Source organism: Pseudoalteromonas sp. 20-MNA-CIBAN-0454 (assembly GCF_040308685.1).
Lineage (GTDB): Bacteria > Pseudomonadota > Gammaproteobacteria > Enterobacterales > Alteromonadaceae > Pseudoalteromonas > Pseudoalteromonas nigrifaciens.
This window is the reverse complement of sequence record NZ_JBEOOB010000025.1, coordinates 1-13244: the sequence shown is the minus strand read 5'-3', so window position 1 is coordinate 13244 and position 13244 is coordinate 1. Positions and strand designations below refer to the sequence as shown.

The following is a 13244-nucleotide window of genomic DNA, read 5'->3' as shown; positions in this document are numbered from 1 at the left end:
ATATAGTTTCCAAAGAAAGTTAACAGCATGCTTACAACAATAAATCGTTAACTCACTCATAAAAAGCTATACCTCAATAAAAACAAACAATAGATTTAAAATCAAACTCGTTAACATTGCTGATCAGTACTAAACTTTTGCTCATCGGCAGTTAATTGATCTGTATCAAGTCATTTTTGCACTTAAGCGCAATACTAAGTTAATCGTCATTTATAATGGAAAATATAAAATGAAAATACAACCTAATAAGCACACCCTATGGCTCCCTCTAATAGCTATTTTATTTAGTGGTAACCTACTTGCTGCCAGTAATTTAAAAACTGAACAAGCAATACTAACGCCTCCTCCTATGGTGCCGCCCGCCATTAATAGAGATCACAGTGCAAAAGTAGTTATCAACCTAGAAACAAGAGAACAAGTAGGGCGAATTGCCGATGGCGTTGAATATGTATTTTGGTCATTTGGTGAAACCGTACCAGGGAGTTTTATTCGAGTTAGAGAAGGTGATGAAATTGAGTTTAACCTCTCAAATCACCCTAGCTCAAAAATGCCGCACAATATTGACTTACATGCGGTAACAGGCCCAGGTGGTGGCGCGGAATCGTCATTTACGGCCCCAGGACACACCTCAACATTTAATTTTAAAGCACTTAATCCTGGGCTTTATATTTATCATTGCGCCACGGCTCCTGTTGGTATGCACATAGCCAATGGCATGTATGGCTTAATTTTAGTTGAACCAAAAGAAGGCCTTGCGCCCGTAGACCGAGAGTATTATTTAGTACAAGGGGATTTTTATACTAAAGGTGAATTTGGTGAAGCTGGCCTGCAACCTTTTGATATGGCAAAAGCAATAGATGAAGATGCCGACTACGTAGTATTTAATGGCTCAGTAGGCAGTACCACAGATGAAAACTCTTTAACCGCTAAAGTAGGTGAAACAGTTCGATTATATATTGGTAATGGTGGCCCTAACTTGGTTTCTTCTTTTCATGTAATAGGCGAAATTTTTGATACCGTTTATGTAGAAGGCGGCAGTTTAAAAAATCACAACGTACAAACCACATTGATCCCCGCTGGCGGCGCTGCCATTGTGGAATTTAAAGTAGAAGTACCAGGCACCTTTATTTTGGTTGATCATTCTATTTTTAGAGCATTTAACAAAGGTGCACTCGCAATGCTAAAAGTAGAAGGTCCTGACGACCATTCTATTTTTACAGGCAAAACAGCTGAAAACGTATATTTACCAGAAGGCTCAGCAATACAGTCGTTAGACAATACTTTTACTAAAATAACAGCCAACAATAAAGATGAACAAATACGATTCGGCCAACGTGTTTATGAAGCTAACTGTATGGCTTGCCATCAAGCTAATGGCGAAGGTATTCCCGGAGCATTCCCGCCTTTAGCAAAGTCTGATTATTTGAACAACAACCCACTTTTAGGTGTTAATGCGATTATTAAAGGCTTATCGGGTCCGATTAAAGTTAATAACGTTAACTACAACGGCGTAATGCCAGCAATGAACCTAAATGACGAAGATATTGCCAATGTTATTACCTTTGTACTAAATAACTGGGATAACGCCGGCGGAAAAGTCTCTGCTGAACAAGTTGCTAAGCAGCGCAAGTAACATGATTTTTTCTTTATTAACGATGACACTGACACTGGCAGAGCATCCTAAAATGGTAGCGCTGCCCGCGGGTAACTACAGGCCGCTTTATATGAATAAAAACAGCCCACAAACATTTGTGGGCGCTTTTAGCATAGATGTTACGCCTGTGACTAACGCGCAATATTTAACGTTTGTAATAAATAACCCTCGTTGGCAGTCGCAGCAAATACCTAGCATATTTGCAGAGGCTCAATATTTACAACATTGGCAACAAAATCTAACTCCAAAGCAGCCGTCACAAGGACAATTAAACAGCCCTGTAGTTAACGTATCGTGGTTTGCAGCCCAAGCTTATTGCCATTCACTTAATAAAAGCTTACCCACGGTTGCTCAGTGGGAACGTGTTGCCAGTGCCAGTGCAACCCAGCCCAATGGCAGCCTAGAGAAAAGCTATAACCAACGTATTTTACAATGGTATAGCCGCCCTAGTAGCAAACAGCTCCCCGAGGTTGGTACTAACCCAGCAAACTATTGGGGAGCACAAGACTTACACGGCTTAATTTGGGAATGGACAGAGGATTTTAACTCCGCTTTGGTCAGCGGCGAGTCCCGTGGTGATAGTGATATAAATCAAAAATTATTTTGCGCCGCAGGAGCACAAGGTGCTGCTGATCCCAGTGATTATGCCGCATTTATGCGCTTTGGCTTTCGATCTAGTTTGCAGGCCAAATATACTTTACCCAATTTAGGGTTTCGCTGTGCGAAATCAAAGGAATAAAAAATGATAAAATATAACCCAGCTATTATTTCTAATAATATAACACTCAAAATATTAGGGCTGATATGCATGCTTGCCAGCTCATACGCTTACTCGCAAAATATACCACAAAACTCTGTTTATCAGCTTAACAGTACATGGTTAGATCAAGACGCTAATAAACGTACTTTAAGTAGCTTTAGCGGTAAAAAACAAGTCATAAGCCTTATTTATACACACTGCTTACATACCTGCCCTACTATTGTTTCTACCATGCAAGCCATTGAAAATAAGCTGAGTGAGACTGAAAAACAAGACGTAGGTTTTATTTTAGTCTCGTTAACGCCCGACACAGATACACCTGCAGTACTAAAAGAATTTGCACAAAGCCGAAAATTAAATTTACAAAACTGGAGTTTATTAACCGGCACACCACAAGACGTTCGTAGTTTAGCCATGGTATTAAATATAAAGTTTCAAAACATAGACAACAATGAAGTTAATCACTCCAACTTAATGACAGGTTTAGACGAGCAAGGACGTATTAAGTTTCAAGAACTTGGAGTAATAAATAACGCAGCAATAGCCGCTGAAAAGCTCGCAAATTTTTAAAGCACGCTACCCTTAACTAAGCTATACAATGAATAAACACTCGCACAAAGCAGAGTGTTTATTTAATTTCAAAAATTTTAATATGGGACAGGCATTTAATTTTTATTAAACAGCAAATGCGCAGTTTATTTATTATTTACTCCAGTGTATGGCTTTCAGAGTTAAAGTTTATTCGATTTTAGGGAGGTTTTAACGAGAGTTAGAGGCTTACACTTCATATGATGGATATTTGCTAACTTAAGCTGACACAGATCTATGAACGACCTCGCGGATGCTCGTATTTATTTTGCATTAAATAACTTACAGATTAACCAACACCTTTGTACCACTTAGCTTGGTTCTGCGCAGCTAAATTCATTAACCTTACTTTACTCCCTGCAAAGTTTGCATATTGCCTACGAAAATGCTGAATTGCGTTTAGCCACTCAGCCTCTTCTATATTTAATTTGGCTAATATATTGGGTACATTTTTACTTACTTCCCGTTGTTTATTGCAAGTAAAATAACGACTACTCCAACTTACTAACTCTAAATAGTCTATTAATCTAAATGGGATCGTGTCTGGTTCTGCATTACTACCCAATTTAAGTAATTGCATTGGCTGGCTTTTGTGCTCAAAAAGCTCTGATTTTTGTGCAGGTTGTTTACTATTTTTTGGCGTGTTTTTATATTTATGGATACGCTCTTGAATTGATGTGAAATCACTGTTTTCAAGTTCTGTAGCTATTTTCGCTCTAATTGGATTCAAATCAACATACGCCATACAACTTAAAATAGCCTTATCATCTAATAGTGCTTGGGATTTATAACGCCCTTCCCAGTATTTTCCTGTGCAGTTATCTTCTTTATTTGCTTGCCTGGCAATATATTCATTAAGATTTTTCATATACCAGCTAATATCATAAAGTCGTGCTCGCCATGTTGCTATAATTTCACTAAAAATATATAAGCTAGCCTCATTTAATTTCTCGCCATTTAAAAAGCGTTCAACCAAAGAGTCTCCTTGTTTATATAACTTATACCAACGCCTTATAACCTCTTCAACAGACCAATCAAGCGCTTTGTTTTTATTTACTTTAACCACAACATGATAATGATTACTCATAATAGCGTAAGCAGCTATATCAATGGCAAATACATCGCTCAGTAATTTCATCCGCTTAACAAGCCACTCCTTACGGTGGTCAAAGTTTTTGCCTGAGTATTTATCATCGCCACACAAAAAAGCACGGCGAACACAACGCGCAATTAGGTGGTAATAAGGTGTTGCCGATAAATCTATGAGTGATTTTCTGGCACGGGTCATGTTTAGCACTCTGTTTTACATGTATATATAAACAGTAGTTCAAAGCGAGGGAATTACCATTTTTTATGCCTGTCCACTATTATATTTAAAGTTTAAATGATTTTTATGCCTGTCCCTTATTCGAAGAGGAGATAGTAATAAGCCTTATGTTTCTGCCAAAATATCGCCATCAACAAGGTGAACATTGGTGGTGTAATAAGCTTGGCTGTATTCTATATTTAACGAAAAATACACGCTTTGTTTAAGGTGTTTTTTTATAGATGCCTCTAGCTCAGTACTTAATGCTAATGTAAATTCTTTATTTCGGTGAGGCTTAGTTAATAACGATATTGTAATGAGAATATGCGAGTACTTATATTCTAAGCATGGGTAAGCTCTTGACTTACATACCCCAGCACTGGCGTCTTTGTTATTTATAATCTGCTCTATAACATCAAAAACTTCTTTTGTGTTTATTTTTAAGTTATCTGAATATTTTATTTCTACGTGTGGCATAAATATATGTTCCTGAGCGTATAACGCTTGGTTAATAATAAATCACTGCGTTTGAGTGCAACAATCAACAGTAACTTACCTAATGAGTTTATTCCGCTTGAGCCTGTAATACAGCGTGCTGTATATCTACATAGCATTATTTAAAATTAAACTTTGTTTATAAAACTTCTCTTTTTAAGCATTATAAGGTGCTTACTTATTATCGGGTTAGCTCCTTTATTCGTTTTTTGGTATTTACCCTCAACTTTTTTACTTAAAACAAAAAAGCATAACCCTATTAAAGTTATGCTTTTTAATTTAGTTTGTTTAATAAACGAATGCGCCGTATAAAGGTTAATTACTCAATAGTTGTATTATTTAAAGAGTAGTTCCACACCTTATAAAAATAAAAGGCATAACCAAGGCCAAAGGTAAGTATTGAAATTATAATCCAAAGAATTACATGGCCAATGCTGCCAAAAATATCTGTATTACAAACCATTTTTCTTGCATTACCGTGTTCGTCAATTAACTCAGAGCGATTCAAAATAAACTTAGAGAACGAATAAGGAAAAAAGAACGCGCCTATACCAAACGTTATTAGTATTAAAATAAACCACAGTATTAAATGCCCTAAAATATCTATAGTTCCTACATTTGCTTGAATCTTCATATTTAATCCTTGATATGATTTTACTTAACGAGTGTTAAAACCTACTCGCTTTAATTTATTGTTATTACTAAATAAACCATAGCCGAGTTCCTATTTCAATTCAATTATTTACATAAAACAAAAAGAAGTTTATTTACTTATAAGCAGCTACTACATACTTTTGCTTAGCTTTATTAGATTAAATAAACATTCTTTCACTTAACTTATTCCTCCTCAAAAATACACCTCACAAACCTACAGCCACGCTAATAAACGCAGCAAAACTAGCGAGAAAAGCAATTAATGAGAATCCCTCATATATAAATGAAATTAAATCAATTTTATTCATAATAATAACAACGTATAAAATACATTCTTGCTTTTACCTTTAGCCGCACTGCACTTGGTTGCAATTAAGCCTTTAGGTAAAAATAAAAAATACTGTGGTGACTACTGACAGGGAAATCTGAAGATATTACCGAAAACCTCAGAAGTTAAACAAAAAATTCAGCTTTAATTATATAAATGGATACCAAAAATCATGAAAAAAGACTTTAAATTTACTATTAAGAGCACTTCTCTTGATGAAAGTTATCAGCCATCTAACGATACGCGCCTTACAACCAACTTTGCTAACTTGGCAAGAGGAAAATACCGCCAAGCTAATTTGCGCAACGCGTTAAAAATGATTGATAACCGCTTTAATGCTTTAGCGAATTGGGATAACGCAAAAGGAGATCGTTACTCTGTCGAACTCGAGATTATTTCTGTAGATTTAGATATTAAAGGCAGTGGTAATACTTTTCCATCAATAGAAATATTAAAAACAATTATTGTTGATCATAAAACTAATAAACGCATTGAAGGCATTGTAGGTAATAACTTTTCCTCTTATGTGCGCGATTATGACTTTAGCGTATTGCTGCAAAATCATAATAAAAATCAACATAAATTTAGTATCCCAGATAACTTTGGTGAGCTGCACGGCAAGCTGTTTCAGCATTTTGTTAACTCAAGTACTTACAGACTAAATTTTAATAAACTACCTGTAATATGTATTAGTGTTTCTGATAACAAAACGTATCATCAAACTCAAAACCAGCACCCTATTTTAGGCGTTGAATACCTGCCAAATGAGTCATCTTTAACCGAGCAATATTTCAAAAAAATGGGCTTGCAGGTACGTTATTTTATGCCACCAAACAGTGTAGCGCCTTTAGCATTTTTCTTTTTTGGTGACTTACTTAATGATTACACTAACCTTGAACTTATAAGCACTATTTGTACCATGGAAACATTTCAGAAAATCTATCGACCTGAAATTTACAATGCAAATGCACCTGCAGGAAAGTCTTATCAACCAAATTTGAACAACCAAGATCATTCATTAACGCAAATTGTTTATGATCGAGAAGAGCGTAGCCAAATGGCCAGCCAGCAGGGAAAATTTACCGAAGAGCACCTAATTAAGCCATACCAAACTGTGCTTGAACAATTCTCTGCCAATTACGTTTAAAAGCGGCGCTTAACAGTTTCGCTCAATAGCTAGGTTCAATTATAACTTTAAATATACGGCACTATTTATCATGAAAACACTTATTAGCAATACACTATTACCTACGTCAACTGCGGGCAGTTTGCCTAAACCGGTTTGGCTTGCACAACCACAAACACTTTGGTCGCCTTGGAAATTACAAGACGATGAACTAATTGAAGGTAAGCAAGACGCCCTTCGCTTGTCATTACACGATCAGCAACAAGCAGGCATTGATATTGTCAGTGATGGCGAGCAAACCAGGCAACACTTTGTTACCACCTTTATTGAGCACCTCAACGGTGTTGATTTTGAAAAGCGTAAAACCGTTAAAATTCGCGATAGGTACGATGCAAGTGTACCAACGGTTGTTGGTCCTGTTAGTCGACAAAAGCCGGTTTTTGTTGAAGATGCTAAATTTTTACGCCAGCAAACTAACCAGCCAATAAAATGGGCTTTGCCAGGCCCAATGACAATGATAGATACCCTTTATGACGATCATTATAAAAGTCGCGAAAAACTTGCGTGGGAATTTGCCATAATTCTTAATCAAGAGGCCAAAGAGCTAGAAGCTGCAGGGGTAAATATTATCCAATTTGATGAACCAGCATTTAATGTATTTTTTGATGAAGTTAATGACTGGGGTATTGCCTGTTTAGAGCGCGCAATTGAAGGACTAAAATGCGAAACCGCGGTGCATATTTGCTACGGCTACGGCATTAAAGCCAATACCGATTGGAAAAAAACATTAGGCTCAGAATGGCGCCAATACGAAGAAGCGTTTCCTAAGTTACAGCAATCGAATATAGATATTATTTCGCTAGAATGTCATAACTCTCATGTACCAATGGAGCTACTTGAACTTATTCGCGGCAAAAAAGTGATGGTAGGCGCTATTGATGTAGCAACCGACACCATAGAAACACCCGAAAAAGTTGCTAATACCCTGCGCGAAGCGCTTAAATATGTTGATGCCGACAAGCTCTACCCTTGTACCAACTGTGGTATGGCTCCTTTAACGCGTAATGTAGCAAACGCTAAGTTAAATGCCTTAAGTGCAGGAGCAGAAATAATTCGCAAAGAACTAGCTAACAAAAGTTAGCCCAACAAATAAACCTATATAATCCAACTAATATAAGCACTTCAATATAGTTATGTAAAAGAATGCCCGCCATAGAGCTCCTATGCCGGGCATTCTTTTTTAAACAAACAATAACTAAATTAAAAACCTATAAAAACACTTGCCCTAACATGCGTAAACCAGTAATTAATAGTACACAAGCAAATATCTTTTTCAGTTTACTTGCATCTAGTTTTGCAGCTAACGACGCGCCTACAGGCGCAAACAGTACGGTTAGCGGTACAATACATGCAAAGCCAAATAAGTTAACCAAACCAAAGGTCCCCGCTGGCGCATCAATTGGCGTACTGCCCAATATCAACATAGTTAGCGCACCAGGCAATGAAATAATTAACCCAATTGCTGCAGCTGTACCAACGGCCTTGTGAGCAGGATAGTTATATAAAGTAAGTAATGGCACCGAAATAGTGCCGCCACCAATTCCCACCATAGAGCTTAAAAAGCCAATAAATGCGCCCATAACACTTTGCCCTACTTTACCAGGTAGTTTTTGATACAACGCCGACTTGCCCGTTCTAAACAGCATATTAAGTGCAGATAACAGCGCTATTGCCCCAAACAACACCGTAAGCAACTTGCCATCAACCCGAGTAACTAACCAGCTACCCAGCAATACACCTATAAGAATAAATGCAGCCCAACGTTTTAAAAGGTTAAAGTCTACATTGCCTTTTTTATTGTGAGACCTAATTGAACTAATAGATGTAGGCACTATGGTTGCCAAAGACGTTGCAGTTGCAATTAACATTGCAGACTCGGGCGATACCCCAAAGCTCTGAAACAAAAAAAACAACACAGGCACAATTACAATTCCACCGCCAACACCGAGTAAGCCAGCTAAAATACCGGCAAATACGCCTGTGGCTACCAGTGCCAACAAAGTAGATATATTACTTGTTATAAATTCAATGATATTCATTAATTATTACTTCTATTTTTAATCACAACAAAGACCTTTCAGTCAATTTACGAGGTAATTACAGCCCCTGCTTTTAGGTTTTTAAATAAAACAATTACGTTAGCATGCTCTACAAACTCAGCTCTCGCTAAGTTTAATATAACGTATTGTTATAATTAGTTATTCCCACCTTAATAGTAAATAAACTTGTTTGCTTGATAAAATGATATAATTTCATCAACCAATGAATATCAGTCATCTAAAGCTAAATTAAAGATAGGAGTTAACTTGTGCTGGAAAGGATCCACTTAGAAATACTAACCGCCATAAAAGAACATGGAACCCTAACTAAGGCAGCAAATTCGTTGTACTTATCGCAATCGGCACTAAGTCATAGTATAAAAAAACTAGAAGGCCAAGTTGGTACGCCAATATGGAAAAAAGACGGTCGAAATTTGCGCCTTACAGCGGCTGGTGAGCACATTCAAACACTGGCAAACAGAGTATTACCGCAGTTTGTACATACTGAATTATTATTAAATCAAATTGCCAAAGGTGAACTAGGCTCGCTACGCATTGGCATGGAGTGCCACCCATGTTACCAATGGTTACTTAGAGTAATTGAGCCCTATTTAGAGCATTGGCCAGACATAGACATTGACGTAAAGCAGGAGTTTCAGTTTGGTGCTTTAGGTGCATTACTAAGTTACGAAATTGACGTACTAATAACTCCCGATCCACTCTTTAAACCTAAAATAAGCTATATACCTGTGTTTAACTACGAACACAGACTCGTAGTTGCTAAATCCCATAAACTTGCTACACAAGAGTTTGTATTACCCGAGCAACTAAGCGAAGAAGTATTGTTTAGTTACCCTGTAGAGCCGCTAAGGCTTGATATTTTTAGCCAGTTTCTTAATCCAGCAAAGTGCTCAGTAAAAAAACACAAAACCATTGAAACAACCGAAATCATGCTACAAATGGTCGCTGCGGGTCGCGGTATTTGTGCTTTACCAGGCTGGCTAGTAGACGAGTATTCTAAAACAATGCCTATCAAAAGCCTAAGGTTTGGAGAGCAAGGTATTAACAAACAAATATTTGTCGGTATTCGTAACAACGAGCAGCATATAGACTACTTAAATGACTTTATTGCCCAAGCAAAAAAAACAACATAACCATAACCCATAACCAAATTAAATGCACAGTGTGGGCTCATAAGCGCGTTATCCTACCCGCATGTTTAGTACAAACCAGCTGTGCAGGCTGGGGGGTTGTAAATAGCTGATTGAATTCAGCACAGTGTATTTTAAGTAACAAAGCCAAAAGTAAACCACATAACAGCATTATTAGATCACTGGCATTTAAATGGATAAGGATTGTATTTAGGTGTTAGAAAGGGACAGGCAATATTTTATGCCTGTCCTTTTATTTTTCTTTTTTTAGCTTCGGAAATCAATAAGCTTGAAACACTATTAATTCGCTTAGAAGGCTCAACAAATATACCACCTAACCAGTGTTTATATTCTGATTTGTTATGTGCGCCGCAGGTAATTGTTAAGCTCATCAACCAATTCAAGCGCTTCACTTTTTGTAAGATAAGGCACTTTTATCGTTCGTGCCCAAAAGAAACTTTTACCTGTTTTTGAGCTAACCTCAGAAAAAGGCATAGCCGACACTATATTATCTTTGCGGCTCGGGATAGGAGTTAGAAAATCCACATCTCGATACAAAGTATCGCTGTCTGGAGCTTTGACTTCACCTTTAACTTTTGCAGCAGCTATTAAGCCACACCATTTGTGCGAAAAGAAAACAATATCTCCCACATGAACATGATGAACGAACCTCTTTGCGTCACCATAGGCTTCAAGACGGCTATTATCCATCATTGACCAAATAGAGTTTTCATCCCAACTACGATTTGTGTCAAATAATACACCTTTTACATCACTTGGATTTTTATGTTTATCGTATGGGAGAGCGAAGAACTCAAAGTACTTTTCTCCAGCAAGTTCATAAACTCGATATGGCAAGAAATCAATAGATATTCCATTTTTCTTCCAGTAATCTATGGATGATATTAATGACTCATCGGCTGCACTACCGATAACCAATAGGTGTTGCTTATTATTTATTTCTTTTGGTTCTAATTCATGCTCTAGGTTAAAAGCTTCTCTGTGAGCTTCAACCAGCGACATTTTGCTTTTGCTATATTCTTTGAACTTTCTTTCTAACTTTTGGTAGCTCCATTGGCCTGCGTCTTGTGCGTACCTTAGTGCTTGATGAACAGCATCTTTACCAGCAGATGCACGCTTTAACTCAAATATAACCAATTCACCATTTTCATTGAGTGCATATATATCAGCTTCTGCTTGCCATTGCCTTTCTTGAAAAACAGGCATTAACCTAGCATCCTCAAACAATACATCTAAAATGCTATTTGCAATTAAGTTTTCCAAATCTTTCTCAAGCTTTCCGAAACTAGAAAAATCTTTGAACTCGACTGGTTCTAGTTTTTCAAATACGTCAGCTTGTTCTTCTATTTTGTAGAGCATTTCAACATTCCTTTGAGTACATAACGCCTCATTCAGAGGCAAAAAATTGCTGGCTATAATGTTGAGAAACGAAACAACTAACTTTTTTTATCCTTATTTAACAGTTTGTTATGTTTAACTACCACCAGAATCTTGATTCTTATCAGGTAAATCATTGCAAACAGCACAATTAATGTTTTTGCGATAATTGTAGAAACGCCTAATAGCAAAAATGGTTACCGATACCCAGGCCCACAAAATACCAAATTCAATAGAGTATTCTAGACTTCTGCCTTTTAAGTATTGAACGCTTGTCAGCAGAGAAAAAACAATTGGTAGAGCTATAGCGTATTGAACAATCCATTTTTTTATTGGCATAAATATTCCATTAACACTCTGAGCTTAAAGTAAAACTAACGCTTAGCTAACAGGCGCAGAGTTTTTTGTGTACGCCCGACATGGGCATCAACTTATAACGTGAATGCCCTCTGAAGGAAGATCACCGTTTAAATAACATACTGTTATTTAACGATAACCACCAGCGAATGGCAAGAGCTAAATAGTGAGAAATAGACCGAAGGAAACCGCATAACAGCATTATTAGATCACAGGCATTTAAATGGATAAGGATCGTGTTTAAGTGTTGAAAAACGAATACACCCTACGATGAATCAACGTATTTAGCAGCCTCAGCGCGTGTTGTTAGCAGCGCTGTTGCTACTCACCCTTTATTTTATTCTCACGTTTGACGCGCCATTTATCAAATTCCTCTTGACTAGATGAACCCGATTTTGCGGCATAAAATCTAGCAACTGATACCACTATTAAAATAAAACCTATTCCAATATTGAGAATAGATTTTTCAACAATACCTAAATAGAAAAGAAATACAGCCACAAAAGCTAAGAAAATTTGAGCAAACATACAAATCCTTTTTAATTCATCAATACAGGCTGATAAAACTCTAATGATTTAAGCCTGCTAACGCTTGCAAGCACAGGCAAGCGAAGAATGAGCGAGTCCGGCACAGTTTGCTGTGCGGTTGTGCCTTGCTTTGTTATGCCTAAATATCACTAAGCTCTCGCCTCATTTGATTTAATAGCTCTTTTGAATTCTTCTGAATCTCAGCGCCAAGCTCTGCTGCCTTCACTTTAAAGGCTTCTGTTTTTTCATTTTGTTGGTTAAAAATAATTTCTGTAAAATTATTCATGTATTCATGTATTCATGTATTCATTAGTACAATCCATTGACTCTTGAGTTAATGCCTCAAGTCGGTCAAATGTTTCAAGCATTTCATCAGTAGCAATCAGTTTGAGTCGATTAGATTCAGATTTCAGTATTAGAACATCTTTCAAACCTTCTTGCATTAACCCGGATATTTGCGAACTAAGCCAACCAATTACTATTCGCTCCTGTTCTTTATCCTCAGCTTCGGCAGCAGCTAGATAGTGCTGAAGATACTCATCAAAAATAGGCTGCATTCGCTCAGGCATCTCAATTTCATTTTTTCTACCAAAGGCATCCAAGTCTGTAACGTACTTACCGTATTCAGACGCTTTTAGATCAAATATTTTTAGCCTCCTGTCTGCTCTGTAGCGTAAGTCTTGTTCTAGTTGTTTAAGATTCTTTTCATGGGTTTGTTTAATAGCTTATAGTTACTCCGTTCCATTAATTAATGTATTTACCTATCTCATTAATACATGGAATATGCTTCTGTTGATCAC

At 37.1% G+C, this 13244-nt stretch carries 15 protein-coding genes and 2 pseudogenes; 8 read left to right on the top strand and 9 right to left on the bottom strand.

All coding sequences use genetic code 11. The features are described from left to right. The first annotated feature begins 229 nt into the window (after positions 1-229). The 3 genes from nirK to AAEZ22_RS12645 are packed head-to-tail and all read left to right on the top strand — an operon-like array spanning position 230 to position 2984. On the top strand, positions 230-1633 hold the full coding sequence (gene nirK / locus AAEZ22_RS12655) for a copper-containing nitrite reductase (protein ID WP_011328157.1): 1404 nt from the start codon (positions 230-232) through the stop codon (positions 1631-1633). 1 nt (position 1634) lies between these two features. Then, positions 1635-2393 carry a formylglycine-generating enzyme family protein gene (locus AAEZ22_RS12650; protein WP_197182068.1) on the top strand — a complete coding sequence of 253 codons (759 nt, stop codon included), beginning with the start codon at positions 1635-1637 and terminating at the stop codon, positions 2391-2393. A gap of 3 nt (positions 2394-2396) precedes the next feature. Continuing rightward, complete coding sequence (locus AAEZ22_RS12645) at positions 2397-2984, top strand: SCO family protein (protein WP_011328155.1); 588 nt, start codon at positions 2397-2399, stop codon at positions 2982-2984. A 307-nt stretch (positions 2985-3291) separates the two neighbouring features. Here the strand turns inward: AAEZ22_RS12645 and AAEZ22_RS12640 are convergent, their stop codons facing one another. From AAEZ22_RS12640 to AAEZ22_RS12630, 3 genes are all read right to left on the bottom strand, one after another. Continuing rightward, positions 3292-4290 carry an alpha-amylase family glycosyl hydrolase gene (locus AAEZ22_RS12640; RefSeq protein WP_352297476.1) on the bottom strand — a complete coding sequence of 333 codons (999 nt, stop codon included), beginning with the start codon at positions 4288-4290 and terminating at the stop codon, positions 3292-3294. Positions 4291-4434: 144 nt separating this feature from the next. Continuing rightward, positions 4435-4785 carry a tautomerase family protein gene (locus AAEZ22_RS12635; RefSeq protein ID WP_011328153.1) on the bottom strand — a complete coding sequence of 117 codons (351 nt, stop codon included), beginning with the start codon at positions 4783-4785 and terminating at the stop codon, positions 4435-4437. A gap of 337 nt (positions 4786-5122) precedes the next feature. After that, positions 5123-5437, bottom strand: coding sequence for a DUF6693 family protein (locus AAEZ22_RS12630; RefSeq protein ID WP_011328152.1), 315 nt, complete (start codon positions 5435-5437; stop codon positions 5123-5125). A gap of 520 nt (positions 5438-5957) precedes the next feature. Here AAEZ22_RS12630 and AAEZ22_RS12625 point away from each other — a divergent pair. Both AAEZ22_RS12625 and AAEZ22_RS12620 read left to right on the top strand, forming a co-directional pair. Next, entirely contained in the window at positions 5958-6932 is a 975-nt protein-coding gene (locus tag AAEZ22_RS12625; RefSeq protein WP_193038582.1) for a DUF1852 domain-containing protein, read from the top strand. A 70-nt stretch (positions 6933-7002) separates the two neighbouring features. Then, positions 7003-8052, top strand: coding sequence for a methionine synthase (locus AAEZ22_RS12620; protein ID WP_193038583.1), 1050 nt, complete (start codon positions 7003-7005; stop codon positions 8050-8052). Positions 8053-8179: 127 nt separating this feature from the next. On the opposite strand, the gene AAEZ22_RS12615 is transcribed toward AAEZ22_RS12620, so the two are convergent. After that, positions 8180-9010: a sulfite exporter TauE/SafE family protein gene (locus AAEZ22_RS12615; protein WP_352297471.1), complete on the bottom strand. Its 831-nt coding sequence runs from the start codon at positions 9008-9010 to the stop codon at positions 8180-8182. Between the two features lie 269 nt (positions 9011-9279). Between AAEZ22_RS12615 and AAEZ22_RS12610 the strand changes: the two genes are divergently transcribed. Together AAEZ22_RS12610 and AAEZ22_RS18780 are read left to right on the top strand one after the other, a co-directional pair. Continuing rightward, on the top strand, positions 9280-10164 hold the full coding sequence (locus AAEZ22_RS12610) for a LysR family transcriptional regulator (protein WP_011328148.1): 885 nt from the start codon (positions 9280-9282) through the stop codon (positions 10162-10164). Positions 10165-10304: 140 nt separating this feature from the next. Then, positions 10305-10379 (top strand): annotated as a pseudogene (locus tag AAEZ22_RS18780) (Mobile element protein); the annotation flags it as partial. A gap of 142 nt (positions 10380-10521) precedes the next feature. On the opposite strand, the gene AAEZ22_RS12605 reads toward AAEZ22_RS18780, so the two are convergent. After that, positions 10522-11541, bottom strand: a complete 1020-nt coding sequence (locus AAEZ22_RS12605) for a PDDEXK family nuclease (protein ID WP_192532755.1) — start codon at positions 11539-11541, stop codon at positions 10522-10524. Between the two features lie 114 nt (positions 11542-11655). Then, positions 11656-11898 (bottom strand): hypothetical protein, encoded by a 243-nt coding sequence (locus AAEZ22_RS12600; protein ID WP_089368251.1) that lies wholly within the window; start codon positions 11896-11898, stop codon positions 11656-11658. A gap of 203 nt (positions 11899-12101) precedes the next feature. Here AAEZ22_RS12600 and AAEZ22_RS18775 point away from each other — a divergent pair. Beyond that, positions 12102-12164: pseudogene (locus tag AAEZ22_RS18775) on the top strand (Mobile element protein); the annotation flags it as partial. A 73-nt stretch (positions 12165-12237) separates the two neighbouring features. Here AAEZ22_RS18775 and AAEZ22_RS12595 read toward each other — a convergent pair. The 3 genes from AAEZ22_RS12595 to AAEZ22_RS12585 form a co-directional block, all read right to left on the bottom strand. Beyond that, a complete protein-coding gene (locus AAEZ22_RS12595; protein WP_352297466.1) occupies positions 12238-12444 on the bottom strand; it encodes a hypothetical protein in 207 nt (68 codons plus the stop codon). Positions 12445-12583: 139 nt separating this feature from the next. Next, positions 12584-12730: a hypothetical protein gene (locus AAEZ22_RS12590; RefSeq protein ID WP_352297463.1), complete on the bottom strand. Its 147-nt coding sequence runs from the start codon at positions 12728-12730 to the stop codon at positions 12584-12586. Between the two features lie 4 nt (positions 12731-12734). Then, positions 12735-13046, bottom strand: a complete 312-nt coding sequence (locus AAEZ22_RS12585; protein ID WP_352297460.1) for a hypothetical protein — start codon at positions 13044-13046, stop codon at positions 12735-12737. Positions 13047-13244 lie beyond the last annotated feature (198 nt).